Origin of the sequence: Ramlibacter sp. (genome assembly GCF_035655895.1) — a bacterium.
Lineage (GTDB): Bacteria > Pseudomonadota > Gammaproteobacteria > Burkholderiales > Burkholderiaceae_C > Ramlibacter.
This window is the reverse complement of record NZ_DASRTN010000013.1, coordinates 406,370-420,638: the sequence shown is the minus strand read 5'-3', so window position 1 is coordinate 420,638 and position 14,269 is coordinate 406,370. Positions and strand designations below refer to the sequence as shown.

Here is a 14,269-nt window from a genome sequence, read left to right as displayed (position 1 = left end):
GCCCGCGCCGTTCAGGACGCCGGGCCGCTGCCCCCGGCTGCAGGCCCGCCGGCCGGCTCCGAGAGTTCGATCAGGTTGAAGTCCGGGTCCCGCACGTAGACCGAGCGGATCTTCCCGGTGGCGCCGGTGCGCAGCACGGGCCCCTCCACGATCGGCCAGCCGTGCGTCGACAGCCGCTCCATCACGGTGGCGAGCGGCACCGCGGCGATGAAGCACAGGTCGAGCGCACCCGGCACCGGCAGGTGCGCGTGCGGCTCGAACTCGGCGCCCTGCACGTGCAGGTTGATCTTCTGCGCACCGAACACCAGGGCCCGGCGCGTGACCGGCGGCGTGCCGCCGACGAAGGTCTCGAGCCGCATGCCCAGCACCCGCGTGTAGAAGTCGATGCAGGCCGCCTCGCGGGAGGTGGTCAGCACCAGGTGGTCCAGGTGGTCGATCACCGGCGCATCCTCAACCGGCGGCGCGGGCCAGTGCCCGCTCCCGGATGGCATCGAAATCGGCCGGGCGCGGATGCAGATCGAGCCGCCGCCCGGCCTTGGTGATCTGGCCGGGCACGTCATGGCCGATCAGCCCGGCCAGGCGATGCGCCGCGGCCAGCAGCTGCGGCAGGTCCACCCCCGTGTCGTAGCCCATGAGCTGGAGCGCGTGGACGACCTCCTCGGTGCAGACGTTGCCGCTCGCCCCGGGCGCGTAGGGGCAGCCGCCGATGCCGCCCAGCGAGGCATCGAAGCGGTCGGCGCCGGCGTCGATGGCGGCCAGCACGTTGGCCACGCCGAGGCCGCGGGTGTTGTGGAAGTGCAGGGTGAGGTCGGTGCGGGGCCAGCGCGCGCGGAACGCCGCCGTCAGGTCCGCCACCTGAGTGGGGAAGGCCATGCCGGTGGTGTCGCACAGCGTCACGCCGCCGGCACCGAGCTCCTCAACGACGCGCGCGCACCAGCCGAGCACCTCCGTGGCGGGCACGTCGCCCTCCATCGGACAGCCGAAGCTGCACGACAACGACACGTTCACCGGCACCCCGGCCGCCCGCGCCGCCGCGGCGACCTGCGCCAGGCCGGCGAACGACTGTTCGCGCGTCATGCGCAGGTTCGACAGGTTGTGGCTGTCGCTGGCCGACATGACCAGGTTCAGCTCACCGGCGCCGGCCGCGATCGCGCGCTCGGCGCCGCGCACGTTCGGCACCAGGCAGGTGTACACGACCCCCGGTCGGCGGCGGATGCCGCGCATCACCTGCTCGGCGTCACGCAGGGCCGGAATCGCCTGGGGCGAGACGAACGCCGTGACCTCGATCTTGGCCAGCCCGGCATCCGACAGCGCATCCACCAGCGCGATCTTCTCTTCGGTCGGCACGAACACCGGCTCGGCCTGAAGGCCATCGCGGGTGCCCACTTCCTGCAGCTGAAGGCGGCGGCCGGCGCCGCGCCAGACGTTGCCCGTCATCGCAACTCTCCCGCGGCCTTCGGCCGATGGCCCGCCGCGCACCGGGCCGCGGTCATGCCACCACCTTCCTGCCGCGAAGGCCGTCGATCTCGGCGGCCGACAAGCCCAGCTCGCCCAGGACGGCATCGGTGTCGTCGCCCAGGCCCGGCGCCGAGCTGCGCACACGGCCCGGCGTGCCCAGCAGCTTGGGCACGATGCCGGGCACCTCGATCTCGTGGCCGTCGCGCGTCTGCTGCTTCAGGATCATCTCGCGGGCCCGGTAGTGCGGGTCCTCGACGATGTCCCTGGCGGTGTACACGCGCCCGGCCGGCACCCGCGCGGCGCCGAGCTGGTCGAGGACGTCGGCGACGGTGCGATCCGAGGTCCAGGCCTCGATCGCGGCGTCGATCTCCTGCACGCGCCGCACGCGGCCGGCGTTGTCGGCCAGGGCCGGATCGCCGCCCAGGTCGTCGCGCCCGATCGCCTGCATCAGCCGCTTGAAGATGCTGTCGCCGTTGCCGGCGACCAGCACCACCCCGTCCGAGCAGCGGTAGGCATTGGTCGGTGCGATCCCCGGCAGCGCCGAGCCGGCCGGCTCGCGCACCACGCCGAACGCGCTGTACTCGGGCACCAGGCTCTCCATCACGTTGAACACCGCCTCGTGCAGCGCCACATCGATGACCTGGCCCTTGCCGCCGTTGACCTTGCGGTGGTACAGGGCCGTCAGCACGCCGATCGTGCCGTGCAGCGCCGCGAGCGTGTCGCCGATGGACACGCCGCAGCGCACCGGGACCCGGCCGGGCTCTCCGGTCAGGTGCCGCAGCCCGCCCATGGCCTCGCCGATCACGCCGAAGCCGGGCATGTCGCGGTACGGTCCGGTCTGTCCGTAGCCCGAGATCCGCAGCATCACCAGCCCGGGGTTGTCCTGCGCGAGCGAGTCGTAGTCCATGCCCCAGCCCTCCAGCGTTCCCGGCCGGAAGTTCTCGATCAGCACGTCGGCCTGCGCGATCAGCCGGCGCGCGATCCGCTGCCCTTCGGGATCGCGCAGGTCGAGCGCGATGGACCGCTTGTTGCGCGACTGCACCTGCCACCACACCGAGGTGCCCTCCTGCAGCAGGCGCCAGTTGCGCAGCGCATCGCCGGTGCCCGGCGCCTCGATCTTGATGACGTCGGCGCCGAAGTCGCCCAGCGTCTTGCCGGCGAACGGCCCCGCGATCAGCTGGCCCATCTCGATGACTTTCAGGCCGGCGAGTGCGCCGGGCCCCAGGCCGTTCGGCAGGTTCATGGTCATGTCGGTTCGCTCTCGGATGGAAAGGCTGCGTGCTGCCGCGCGCGCGGCGCCTGCAGTCTAGGGACGGCTCGCGGGGCGCGGAAGGGCGCAGGCGTGATCGCAGCCTTCGCGGAAGGCGAAAGCGAGGCCAGCCTCGTGGCTCAGCGCAAGGTCCGGCCGTCCGCGCGTGCGCCGGTCAGGTGGTCCAGCAGGGTACGCGCCGGCCGTGGCAGGGCGGCCAGGTCGCGCGCGCCCAGCAGCAGTTCGCGCTCCACCCAGGGATCGGTCAGCTCGACGCTGCGCAGGTCCAGCGCCCGCAGCATCGGCCGCGCAGCCGCGTCGGGCAGCACGGCAACACCCAGCCCGGCCGCCACCATCTGGCACATCGCGTCGAAGCTGCGCACGTGGATGCGGATGCGCAGGGCCAGGCCCAGGCCCTGCGTCTCCAGTGCCAGGCGCTGCGCCAAGGACGTGCCTTCCGACAGGCTGACGAAGTCGAACCCGGCCGCCTCGGCGAAGGCGAGCTGTCGTCGGCCCGCCAGCGGGTGTCCGGCGGGCACCACCAGCACCAGGCGGTCGCGGCGCCACGCCAGCGTCTGCAACCCGAGCGCGGGCGTGCGCTCGGCGAAGATGCCCAGGTCGGCGCGGCCGTCCAGGACCGCCAGCACCACGTCGCTGCTGTCACCCTCGTGCAGCTCGATGCGGATGCCCGGATGCTGCCCGACGAAGCGCGCCAGGTCGCCCGGCAGGAACTGGGTGATGGCCGAGGTGTTGGCCCACAGGCGCACCACGCCCACCACCCCCCGCGCATGGTCGGACAGGTCGGCGGCGAGCTGGTCGATGTCGCTCAGGATGCGCTGGGCATGGCGCTGCAGCGCCATGCCCGCGGGCGTGAGCGTCACGCCGCGCGAGTGGCGGTCGAACAGCTCCGCGCCGACCGCCGCCTCTAGGTCGGAGATGCGCTTGCTGGCCGCACCGACCGCGAGGTTCGCCAGCTCCGCGCCGCGGCTGATGCTGCCTGCCCGCACCACCAGGCTGAACAGCGATAGCGAGACCAGGTCGAGCCGGTGGAGGTTCATCGGCGGGTCCGCACGACAGGCGCCCGTGCTGCGGCGCTCAGGCCTTGCGGCCCTTGGCCGGCCTGGCCGCCGGCTTGGGGGCGGCCTTGGCCTTGTGCCGGGCCGTCGCCTCGGACACGCCTTTCTCGAACGCGCCCAGCGGGTCCTCCTGCGCCAGCAGGTGGTCCAGGTTCTTGACGATCTCGGCCTCGATGCGGGTCTTGAACGCGCCCAGCAGAAAGCCCAGGCGGGCATGCATCTCGAACCGGTCGGGCAGCACGCGCAGCTCGCCGTTGACGCCCGACCGCGTGAAGCTCACCAGGTCGCCCTGCTGCCCCTCCTCGTAGGTGCACGCCATGTCGAACTTGGCCTCGGCGGTCTCGGCCCACTTGAAGGCCAGCGCGCGGGCACCGGCCAGTCCGAGCGCGTGCGCCCGCTCGATGTGGATGTCAGGCACGGGGAGTCTCCTTGTCCTTGAGAAATCGGTGGCGCTCGGCCTTGGGCACGGTCGCCAGCCGTCGCACTTCATCATAGAAACGGGTCCAGTCGCCGCCGAGCGCGGCGAAGAGCCCTTCGAAGCCGGGGACGAGGTCGTCGTACGCGGCCTGCGCGCCGAATGCGGCATTGTTGGCCTGTGCCACCCACAGGTCGGTCAGGCGCAGGCGGGCCGGATCGAGGTTCCAGCTGTCGCGCAGGGCAGCGTACTCGGCCCGGAAGCCCGCATAGACCTCGGCCTTGCGGCGCTCGCGCTCCTCGCGCGAAAGGGGCGCCTGCTCGTCGTACACGGCCTCCAGCCGGCGGCGCGTGGCCTGTGTCAGGCCGCGGAACTGGCTGCGGCGCGCGTCGTAGCGCGCGTAGTCGGCGCGCGCGGCGTCGCTGGCCTCGGTGTCCAGCCAGCGCCGCACGCCCAGGCGCTCGACGGCCGTGGCGAACGACTCGTTGAACATCGTGTCGTCCGCGACGTACACGACCTGGTGCGCCAGTTCGTGGAAGATCAGGCGCGCCAGCTCGCCCTCGGGATAGGCGATGAAGGTGTTCAGCAGCGGGTCGCCGCCGGCCCAGTTGGTCCAGCCCAGGGTCGAGTAGGCCGGCACCGGATACGCATCGGACTCGTAGCCCTGGGCCCGCTGGCGGGCGGCCTCCGCGCGAGCCTCGGTCTCGTCGAAGTAGCCGCGGTAGCCGACGCAGCCGGTGACGGGGAAGCACCAGGTCTTGAGCTTGAGCGAGTACGGCGGTGCTGCCACCACGTTCCAGATCACCGCGCTGCGCTGCAGGTCGGCGTAGCGGGTGTAGCTCGGGTTGCGGGGCAGCCGCAGCTCCTGCGAGGCGAAGCGGCGGATGCGCTGGCTGAGGGCGAGCTTTTCCTTCAGCCGCGGCGGCGCCTGCGCATCGCCCAGCCACTCCTCCACCGGCCGGGCCGCCTGCATGATGCGGATGTGCCCGGTGGCCGATTGCCAGTAGTAGCCGAGGTTGGCGCACCCCGACAGGCACAGCAGCGACGCGCCGAGCGCGACCGACCCCAGCAGCGACGCCACCAGCCAGCCCCTCCTCACGCCGCGGGCGCGCCCGCGGTGCCGGCTGCGGCCTGCACCTCGACCAGGCAGTCGTAGAACACCGGCCCGTTGCCCAGGTCGGTGAGCCGCTGGCTGGTGAGCTGGTTGACGTTGGTGCCGTCCAGGCCCAGCTTGCGCCACCAGATGCCCAGGCCGTTGACCACGCCGGGGCGGGCACGCCCGCTCACCTGCGCCTTGCAGCGGTAGGTGCCGCGGTCGTTGAACACCCGCACCACGTCGCCGCTGGCGATGCCGCGCACGGCGGCATCCTGCGGGTGGATCTCCAGCACCGGCTCGCCTTCGATGTCGCGCAGGCTGCGCAGGTTGACGAACGTCGAGTTGAGGAAGTTGCGCGCCGGCGGCGAGATCATGGCCAGCGGGTAGGTGGACGAGGAGCCCGCGGGTTCGTGGTTCGGCAGATGGTCCGGCAGGCCGTCGAGCCCGCGGCGGGCGAGTTCGGCACTGAAGAATTCGCAGCGGCCGGACGCGGTCGGGAAACGGCCTTCGGCGAACGGCGCGTCCGGCACCTGCAGCGGCACGAACCCACGCTCGAGCAGCGCCGCGAAATCGAGCCGGTCGCCGAAGGCCTGCCGGCAGATCTGCTCGTCGGTGTCGGCGAAGCACGGATCGTCGAACCCCATCCGGCGCGCGAGCGCCCGGAAGATGGCGGTGTTCGGGCGGGCTTGGCCCACCGGCGCGATCGCCGGCCGGTTCAGCAGCACGTCGGTGTGGCCATACGAGGTGTGCAGATCCCAGTGCTCCAGCTGCGTCGTGGCCGGCAGCAGGTAGTCGGCATGGTCGGCGGTGTCGGTGCGGAACTGCTCGATCACCACGGTGAACAGGTCCTCGCGCGCGAAGCCGGCGGCCACCTTGGACGATTCGGGGGCGACCGCGACCGGATTGCTGTTGTAGACCACCACGGCCTCCACCTTCGGGCCGAACGCCGGCGACGCGGGCCGCAGCAGGTCGTCACCGATCGTGCTCATGTTGAGCATGCGGGGCGTGCGGCCGCCCAGCAGGTCGGGCCGCTGCAGTGCAGCGCGGTCCACCGCCGGCCAGCCGGAGCTGGACAGCAGCAGGCCGCCGGCCCGATGCCGCCAGGCGCCGACCAGGGCCGGCAGGCAGGCGATGGCCCGGGCGGCGTTGCCGCCCCCGCGCACGCGCTGCATGCCGTAGTTCAGCCGGATCGCCGCCGGACGCGTGGTGCCGTAGTCGCGCGCCAGCCGACGGATCTGGTCGGCCGGGATGGCGCAGACCTCGGCCGCACGCTCCGGCGTCCAGCGCAGCGCGCGCTCGCGCAGGGCGTCCCAGCCCAGCGTGTGCCGGGCGATGTAGTCATGGTCGAGCCAGTCGTTCGCGACCAGCTCGTGCATCAGCGCGAGCGCCAGCGCAGCGTCGGTGCCGGGCAGCAGCTGCAGGTGCTCGTGGCACTTCTCGGCGGTTTCGGTGCGGCGCGGATCGATGCACACCAGCTTCGCGCCCTGGCGCTTGGCCTCCTGCACCAGGCGCCAGAAGTGCAGGTTGCTGGTGATGGAGTTGCTGCCCCAGATCAGGATCAGCCGTGACTCGGCGAAGAACTCCACCTTCATGCCGACCTTGCCCCCCAGGGTGTGGGTCAGCGCGGCGGCACCGGCGCTGGCGCAGATGGTGCGCTCCAGCAGCGAGGCCCCCAGCCGGTGGAAGAAGCGGCCGGCCATCGCTTCCCCCTGCACCAGGCCCATGGTGCCGCAGTAGCTGTACGGCAGGATGGCCTGCGGGTCGCGCGCGGCGATCGATTGCAGACGCGCGGCGATGTCCGCCAGCGCCTCGTCCCATCCGACCGGCTCGAAGCGGCCCGCGCCCTTCGGGCCGGTGCGGCGCATCGGGTGCAGCAGCCGCTCGGCGTGGTAGGTGCGTTCGGGGTAGCGCGAGACCTTGGCGCACAGCACGCCGGCGGTCGCTGGATGGTCGGCGTTGCCCTGCACGCGCACGGCCACCCCGTTCTCGACCGTGGTGACCAGCGAACAGGTGTCCGGGCAGTCGTGCGGGCAGGCGCCCAGCACCCGGGCGCCGGTGGACGGCCCGTCGCCGCCGGGAAGAGTGCGAAGGGCTGCCGTCACATCGTGTCCTTGGGTTCTGCGCACCGAAGTCCTGCGGCCGCGGGCCGGTGCTGCGCAGACGCGATGGTAGCGGCGGCGCCGCCCTCGCGCCGGACGCGACGGCGCGCCGCCCGAGCTCGACCATGCACGGTGTAGTCACGCCGCGCATCCGGATGTAGGAATGGCTCAGGAGTCGAGCAGCGGCGGCCACATGGGCCCGCGGCCGCGACATACTGGCTGCGTCCAAACACGAAAGGGAGAACCCCAATGAACGCATCGATCCTCTCGCGCGCCCTGCCGGCCGCCGCAGTCCTGGCCTTCGCCGCTGCCCTGCCGGTCCAGGCGCAGACCACCGCCACCGACCCGAACACCGGCGGCCGCCCGGCACAGACCTCGCAGGACCCGAACGCCGGCACCCGCGCCCCGACCCCGGGCGTGATTCAGAAGGCGGAGAACTCGCGTCCGGCCAAGGCCACCAAGCGTGTCGCGAAGAAGGGCACCAACGCCGTCAAGCGTGCCGGCAGTGCCACCGCCGGCGCCGTTCGCGGCACGGGCGAAGCCGTGAGCAAGCGCCTGCCGCAGCGCGGCGCCGGCACCACCGGTACCGGTGGCGAGGCCTCGAGCCCGAGCGCGCCGACCGCCACGCCGCAGCGCTGACCGCCAGGCCCGCGCGGGAAGCGTGCTCAGCCGACTTCCCGCGCGGCCGCCAGGCCGCGCAGGAACTGCTCGCAGCGGGCCAGCTGCTCCAGGCTGACGTATTCGTCCGGCTGGTGCGCCTGCACGATGCTGCCGGGCCCGCAGACCACGGTCGGGATGCCGGCCTGCTTGAACAGCCCTGCTTCGGTGCCGAAGGCGACCAGCGTGGTCCGCCGCTCGCCCGCCAAGCGCTGCGCCAGGCGGGTGACGGGATCGTCGGCCGACCCGAGGAAGCTCGGGATCTCGCAGATCGTCTCGAATCGGAAGCCCGCCTCGGGCGCCACCTTCTTCATCGCCGGCTCCAGCGATCGCGCGTGGGCGAGCACTTGCTCCTGCATCGCGCGGGCATCCGCCGTGGGCAGGTCCCGGAACTCGTAGCGGAACTCGGCATCGCGCGGCACGACGTTGTCGGCGATGCCGCCATGGAACTGGCCGACGCTGGCCGTTGAGAACGGCACGTCGAAGCCGTCGAAGCGGGGCTCCTCGCGTTCGAACCCCTCGGCCATGTCGCGCAGCTTGCCGACCACACGCGCCGCCATCTCGATCGCGTTGACCGATTGCGGCGTCAGTGACGAATGTGCCTCCTTGCCGCGCACGCAGCACTTGTAGCGGTACACGCCCTTGTGCGCGATGGCCGGGATCATGCTGGTGGGCTCGCCGACGATGCAGGCCAGCGGCTTCACGCCGGCGTCGCGCAGGTCGGCGATCAGCTCGCGCACCCCGAAGCAGCCAACCTCCTCGTCGAAGCTGAAGGCCAGGTGCACCGCGAACGGCGCATCGCTGGCCAGGAAGGCCTCGGCCTGGGCCAGGGCCAGGCCGATGAAACCCTTCATGTCGGCCGAGCCGCGACCGTAGAGCTTGCCGTCGCGCACCGCTGCGGACAGCGGATCCACGCTCCAGTCCTGCCCGTCCCAGGGCACCGTGTCGGTGTGGCCGGACAGGATCACCCCCGCCGGCTTGCCTTCGCCCAGCGTCGCGAACAGGTTCGCCTTGGTGCGCTCGGCGTTGTAGGTCAGGCGGGAGCGCACCCCGAGCTTGTGCAGTTCGTCTCGGACGAAGTGGATGAGCGGCAGGTTGCTGTTGGCGCTGACCGTGTTGATGCGCACCAAAGTTTGCGCAAGTTCCAGGGCGCGCGGCGAAAGCGTCGGGTTCGGGGCAGACATGGCACGATTGTCGCGGAGAAGCCCCGATGCGCCCGCCGGGCGCACGACGCTAGACTGCTCCGCTTGACCTTCCGAGTCCTCCCATGAACGTCCTCGATTCCATCGTCACCCAGGCGGCCACGATCACCGCGATCCGCCGCGACCTCCACGCCCACCCCGAACTGTGCTTCGAGGAGCACCGCACCGCCGACGTGGTGGCGGCCAAGCTCACCGAGTGGGGCATCCCGGTCCACCGCGGCCTGGGCAAGACCGGCGTCGTCGGCATCGTGAAGAACGGCACCAGCAGTCGCGCGGTCGGGCTGCGCGCGGACATGGACGCGCTGCCGATGCAGGAGTTCAACACCTTCGCCCACGCCAGCCGCCACCCCGGCAAGATGCACGCGTGCGGCCACGACGGCCACACCGCCATGCTGCTGGCGGCAGCCCAGCACTTCGCCCGGCACCGCAATTTCGACGGCACGGTGTACCTGATCTTCCAGCCGGCCGAAGAGGGCGGCGGCGGCGCCCGCGAGATGATCCGCGACGGGCTGTTCGAGCAGTTCCCGATGGAAGCCGTGTTCGGCATGCACAACTGGGCCGGCCCCACCGTGGGCCAGTTCGCGGTCAGCCCGGGCCCGGTGATGGCCTCGTCCAACGAGTTCAAGATCACGATCCGCGGCAAGGGCAGCCACGCCGCCCTGCCCCACAACGGCATCGATCCGGTGCCCATCGCGTGCCAGATGGTGCAGGCGTTCCAGACCATCATCAGCCGCAACAAGAAGCCGGTCGACGCCGGCGTGATCTCGGTCACCATGATCCACGCGGGCGAGGCCACCAACGTGGTGCCCGACAGCTGCGAACTGCAGGGAACGGTGCGCACGTTCACCAACGAGGTGCTCGACATGATCGAGCGGCGCATGCAGCAGGTCGCCGAGCACGTGTGCGCCGCCCACGAAGCGCAGTGCGAGTTCGAGTTCGTGCGCAACTACCCGCCGACCGTGAACTCCGCCGCCGAGGCCGAGTTCGCCCGGAAGGTGATGGCCTCCATCGTCGGCGAGGCCAACGTGAACGTGCAGGAACCCACCATGGGTGCCGAGGACTTCGCCTTCATGCTGCAGGCCAAGCCGGGCGCCTACTGCTTCATCTCCAACGGCGACGGCAGCCACCGCGAGATCGGCCACGGCGGCGGTCCCTGCGTCATCCACAACCCCAGCTACGACTTCAACGACGACCTGATCCCGCTGGGCGCCACCTACTGGGTGCGGCTGGCCGAGGCCTGGCTGGCGCAGGACCGCTGATGCCGGGCGACGACTACTTCTCGGGCAGCTACGCGCAGGCGCGCCAGCGCTTCCTCGAGGCCGCCGGCAGCGCCGGGCTGCTGGTGGAGTCCAAGCGGCACCCCGAGGCGGGCCGCGACGGCGAGGAACTCGCCATGGACGTGGCGCGCGAGGGGGACCCGAGCGCGTCGCGGCTGCTGATCCTGTCCAGTGCCTGCCACGGCGTCGAGGGCTACTGCGGCAGCGGCGTGCAGGTCGCCGCCCTGCGCGATGCAGCCTGGCGCGACCACGCCCGCCGGCACGACGTCGCCGTGCTCTACATCCACGCGCTGAATCCCTACGGCTTCTCGCACATCCGGCGCACGACCCACGAGAACGTCGACCTGAACCGCAACTTCCACGACTTCTTGCGGCCGCTGCCGCCCAACCCGGGCTACCGCGCGCTGCACCCGCTGCTGTTCCCCGACCAGTGGCCCCCGGATGCCGCCAATGAACGGGCGCTGGCCCAGTGGGTCGGCCAGCACGGCGAGCCCGCCTACCAGGCCGCCATCAGCAGCGGGCAGTACGAGTTCCCCGAGGGGATGTACTTCGGGGGCCAGGCACCGACCTGGAGCAACAGGACGCTGCGCGAGGTGCTGCGCACGCACGGCCGCCGGGCCGGCCGCATCGCCTGGATCGACTTCCACACCGGCCTCGGCCCGAGCGGGCTCGGAGAGCGCATCTTCGCTGGCCCCGACGACATCACCCAGGTGGCGCGCGCCCGCGGCTGGTGGGCCGGCGGCGGCCGCACGCCCGTGACCTCGATCTACGACGGCTCCTCCACCTCGGCCCGGCTCACCGGGATGATGTGGTCGAGCATCCTGGACGAGTGCCCGCAGGCCGAGTACACGGGGATCGCGCTGGAATACGGCACCCAGCCGCTGATGCAGGTGCTGGATGCACTGCGCGCCGAGCACTGGCTGCACCAGCATCCCGAGGCGCCGCGCGAACAGGCGCAGGCCATCAAGCAGCAGATGCTCGCGGCGTTCTACACCGACACGCCCGAGTGGAAGCAGCGCATCCTCGAGCAGGCCCAGGAAGCCATGCGCCAGGCGGTCGACGGACTGGCCGCGGTCTGAGCGGCGGACGGGCGCCTGCACGTGGCCCCGCCGACCGTCCTGCCGCGCATGCCTGCCATCGCGCGCTTCGCTGCCTGCGCTCTCGTCCTCGTGGTGGCCTGTCTGGCGGCGGTGTCGACGGCGCAGGCGGCCGCCGTGGTCGGCTCCAAGCGGTTCACCGAGAGCTACCTGCTGGGTGAACTCGCGCGGCAGGCGCTGGTCGCGGCCGGCCTGCCGGCCGAACACCGCCAGGGGCTGGGCAACACCGCCGTGATGGAGCAGGCGCTCGCCAACGGCAGCATCGACCTCTATCCCGAGTACACCGGCACCATCGTGCGCGAGTTGCTCAAGCGGCCCGGTGCGCCGGGCGCGCCGTCGCTGGCGCAGCTGAACGCCTGGCTGGCGCCGCGCGGGTTGAAGGTGGCGGTCCCGCTCGGCTTCGACAACAGCTATGCGCTGGCCATGCGCGAAGACCTCGCCCAGCGACTGGGCATCGCCACGCTCTCCGACCTGGCGCGTGCCGGGGCTGGCCTGCGGCTGGGCCTGTCGCACGAATTCCTGGTGCGCGAGGACGGCTGGCCGGCCCTGCGTCGCGCCTACGGCCTGGCGCTCGCGCCCGGGGCCGGCCTGGACCACGGGCTGGCGTACCAGGCGCTGGCCAGCGGCCAGGTCGACGTGGTCGACGCCTACACCACCGATGCGCAGATCGCGCGGCTGCGGCTGCGGGTGCTGCGCGACGACCGCGGCTTCTTCCCGCGCTACGACGCCGTGCTGCTGATGCGGTCGACGGTCGATCCGGCGCCGCTCGAACGCGCGCTGGCCGGCCGCATCGATGCGGCGGCCATGCGGGCGATGAACGCCCAGGTCGAGATCGACGGCCAGCCGTTCGATGCCGTCGCCCGCGACTTCCTCGGCGGCCGCGCCAGCCGGTCCGCCGCGGGCAGCAGCGGCGCACCAGCGGCGACGCCGCGGCGGCCCGGCTTCTGGGCCCACCTGCTCGCGCCCGACCTGCCGCGCCTGCTGCGCGAGCACCTGACCCTGGTGTTCGCGTCCACCGCCATCGCGGCCGCGATCGGCGTGCCGATGGGCGTTCTCGCGCACCGTCGCCCACGCCTGGCCGGCGTCCTGTTTGCAGCGGCCGGGCTGGTGCAGCCGCTGCCCTCGCTGGCGCTGCTGGCGTTCCTGATCGCGCTGCTGGGCACGATCGGCTTCGCGCCGGCGCTGCTGGCCCTGTCGGTCTATGCGCTGCTGCCCATCGTGCGCAACACCCACGCGGGGCTCGCCTCCCTGCCGGTCGGCGTGCGCCAGGCCGGACTGGCGCTGGGAATGCGCGAGATGCAGGTGCTCGGGAGCATCGAACTGCCGCTGGCGGCCCCGGTCGTCTTCGCCGGCATCAAGACGGCGGCGGTGCTCAACGTCGGCACGGCCACGGTGGCCACCTTCATCGGCGCGGGCGGCCTGGGCGAGCGCATCGTGGCCGGCCTGGCCGTCAACGACACCGCGTTCATGCTGGCCGGCGCCGTGCCGGCCGCGGCGCTGGCGCTGCTGCTGCAGTGGGGCTTCGATGCGCTCGAACGGCGCCTGCGCGGCCCGCTCGCCGCGCAGGCGACGCGAACCTAGGCGAACTCGGCGAACACCGCGTCCAGGCGGTCGCGGAAGCTGCGCTTGTGCGCCGGCCCGATGAAGCTGGCCTCGAAGCTGTTGTTCGCCAGCCGCCAGGCCTGCGCCGCCGACAGGCCGGTCGCGGCGAAGGTCTGCTCGAAATTCTCGTTCAGGTAGCCGCCGAAGTAGGCCGGATCGTCCGAATTCACGGTCACCATCAGCTCCGCGTCGAGCAGTTCCCGGATGTTGTGCTGCTCCAGCTTGGGGAAGACGCACAGCTTCAGGTTGGACAGCGGGCACACGGTCAGGGGGATGCGGTCCTGCGCCAGCCGGCGCATCAGCTGCGGGTCCCTGCTCGACTGCACGCCGTGGTCGATACGCTCCACCTTCAGCAGGTCGAGCGCGGTCCAGACGTAGGCCGGCGGCCCCTCCTCGCCGGCGTGGGCGACCAGGTGCAGGCCGAGCTCGCGGCAGCGCGCGAACACCTTGGCGAACTTCTCCGGCGGATGGCCGACCTCGCTGGAATCGAGCCCGACGCCGATGAACTTGTCCTGGAACGGAAGCGCCTGCTCCAGCGTCTCGAAGGCGTCGACCTCGCTCAGGTGGCGCAGGAAGCACAGGATCAGCGACGCGCTCACGCCCAGCTGCTGCCGGGCCTGCTCGCACGCGCGGTGCAGGCCGTGGATGACGGTCTCCATCGCGACGCCGCGCGCCGTGTGGGTCTGGGGGTCGAAGAAGATCTCCGCGTGCACCACGTTGTCGGCCCTGGCCTTCTCGAGGTACGCCCAGGCCATGTCGAAGAAGTCGCGCTCGGTGATCAGTACGCTGGCGCCAGCGTAGTAGATGTCCAGGAAGCTCTGCAGGTTGGTGAACGCGTAGGCGCGGCGCAGTTCGTCCACGCTGGCGTACGGGATCGCCACCCCGTTGCGCTGGGCCATGGCGAAGATCAGTTCGGGCTCGAGCGAGCCTTCGATGTGGATGTGCAGCTCGGCCTTGGGCATGCGGCGCAGCAGCTGCGGCAGGCGCTCGGCGGGGATCGGCGGGATCGAGGTCATGCGCGCAGTATGCCGCCGACCACCG

13 protein-coding genes are annotated in these 14,269 nt (G+C 71.9%); 4 read left to right on the top strand and 9 right to left on the bottom strand.

The features are described from left to right. Nucleotides 1–11: 11 nt before the first annotated feature. From VFE82_RS16400 to VFE82_RS16370, 7 genes are all read right to left on the bottom strand, one after another. A complete protein-coding gene (locus VFE82_RS16400; protein WP_325001384.1) occupies nucleotides 12–440 on the bottom strand; it encodes a VOC family protein in 429 nt (142 codons plus the stop codon). A 10-nt stretch (nucleotides 441–450) separates the two neighbouring features. After that, a complete protein-coding gene (locus VFE82_RS16395) occupies nucleotides 451–1,437 on the bottom strand; it encodes a hydroxymethylglutaryl-CoA lyase (RefSeq protein ID WP_325001383.1) in 987 nt (328 codons plus the stop codon). 52 nt (nucleotides 1,438–1,489) lie between these two features. After that, the gene (locus VFE82_RS16390; protein ID WP_325001382.1) at nucleotides 1,490–2,707 is read right to left on the bottom strand and encodes a CoA transferase; all 1,218 of its coding nucleotides are present in this window, start codon (nucleotides 2,705–2,707) and stop codon (nucleotides 1,490–1,492) included. Between the two features lie 140 nt (nucleotides 2,708–2,847). Next, entirely contained in the window at nucleotides 2,848–3,765 is a 918-nt protein-coding gene (locus VFE82_RS16385; RefSeq protein WP_325001381.1) for a LysR substrate-binding domain-containing protein, read from the bottom strand. A 37-nt stretch (nucleotides 3,766–3,802) separates the two neighbouring features. Continuing rightward, nucleotides 3,803–4,201, bottom strand: a complete 399-nt coding sequence (locus VFE82_RS16380) for a polyhydroxyalkanoic acid system family protein (RefSeq protein ID WP_325001380.1) — start codon at nucleotides 4,199–4,201, stop codon at nucleotides 3,803–3,805. Further along, nucleotides 4,194–5,279 (bottom strand): aminopeptidase, encoded by a 1,086-nt coding sequence (locus VFE82_RS16375; protein WP_325001379.1) that lies wholly within the window; start codon nucleotides 5,277–5,279, stop codon nucleotides 4,194–4,196. Before VFE82_RS16375 ends, VFE82_RS16380 begins: the two co-directional genes overlap by 8 nt. A 14-nt stretch (nucleotides 5,280–5,293) precedes the next feature. Continuing rightward, nucleotides 5,294–7,396 carry a molybdopterin oxidoreductase family protein gene (locus VFE82_RS16370; RefSeq protein WP_325001378.1) on the bottom strand — a complete coding sequence of 701 codons (2,103 nt, stop codon included), beginning with the start codon at nucleotides 7,394–7,396 and terminating at the stop codon, nucleotides 5,294–5,296. 246 nt (nucleotides 7,397–7,642) lie between these two features. Between VFE82_RS16370 and VFE82_RS16365 the strand changes: the two genes are divergently transcribed. Further along, nucleotides 7,643–8,032 carry a hypothetical protein gene (locus VFE82_RS16365; RefSeq protein WP_325001377.1) on the top strand — a complete coding sequence of 130 codons (390 nt, stop codon included), beginning with the start codon at nucleotides 7,643–7,645 and terminating at the stop codon, nucleotides 8,030–8,032. Nucleotides 8,033–8,058: 26 nt separating this feature from the next. Here the strand turns inward: VFE82_RS16365 and argE are convergent, their stop codons facing one another. After that, nucleotides 8,059–9,234, bottom strand: coding sequence for an acetylornithine deacetylase (gene argE / locus VFE82_RS16360; protein WP_325001376.1), 1,176 nt, complete (start codon nucleotides 9,232–9,234; stop codon nucleotides 8,059–8,061). Nucleotides 9,235–9,317: 83 nt separating this feature from the next. Here argE and VFE82_RS16355 point away from each other — a divergent pair, with 83 nt between their 5' ends. Genes VFE82_RS16355 through VFE82_RS16345 form a run of 3 tightly spaced genes read left to right on the top strand, consistent with a single transcriptional unit; the run spans nucleotide 9,318 to nucleotide 13,207 of the window. Beyond that, the gene (locus VFE82_RS16355) at nucleotides 9,318–10,511 is read left to right on the top strand and encodes a M20 aminoacylase family protein (protein ID WP_325001375.1); all 1,194 of its coding nucleotides are present in this window, start codon (nucleotides 9,318–9,320) and stop codon (nucleotides 10,509–10,511) included. Then, on the top strand, nucleotides 10,511–11,608 hold the full coding sequence (locus tag VFE82_RS16350) for a M14 family metallopeptidase (RefSeq protein WP_325001374.1): 1,098 nt from the start codon (nucleotides 10,511–10,513) through the stop codon (nucleotides 11,606–11,608). The genes VFE82_RS16355 and VFE82_RS16350 overlap by 1 nt, the downstream gene beginning before the upstream one ends. A gap of 48 nt (nucleotides 11,609–11,656) precedes the next feature. Further along, nucleotides 11,657–13,207: a glycine betaine ABC transporter substrate-binding protein gene (locus VFE82_RS16345; protein ID WP_325001373.1), complete on the top strand. Its 1,551-nt coding sequence runs from the start codon at nucleotides 11,657–11,659 to the stop codon at nucleotides 13,205–13,207. Here the strand turns inward: VFE82_RS16345 and VFE82_RS16340 are convergent. Then, nucleotides 13,204–14,244, bottom strand: a complete 1,041-nt coding sequence (locus VFE82_RS16340; RefSeq protein ID WP_325001372.1) for an adenosine deaminase — start codon at nucleotides 14,242–14,244, stop codon at nucleotides 13,204–13,206. The genes VFE82_RS16345 and VFE82_RS16340 overlap by 4 nt on opposite strands. Between the last annotated feature and the right edge of the window lie 25 nt (nucleotides 14,245–14,269).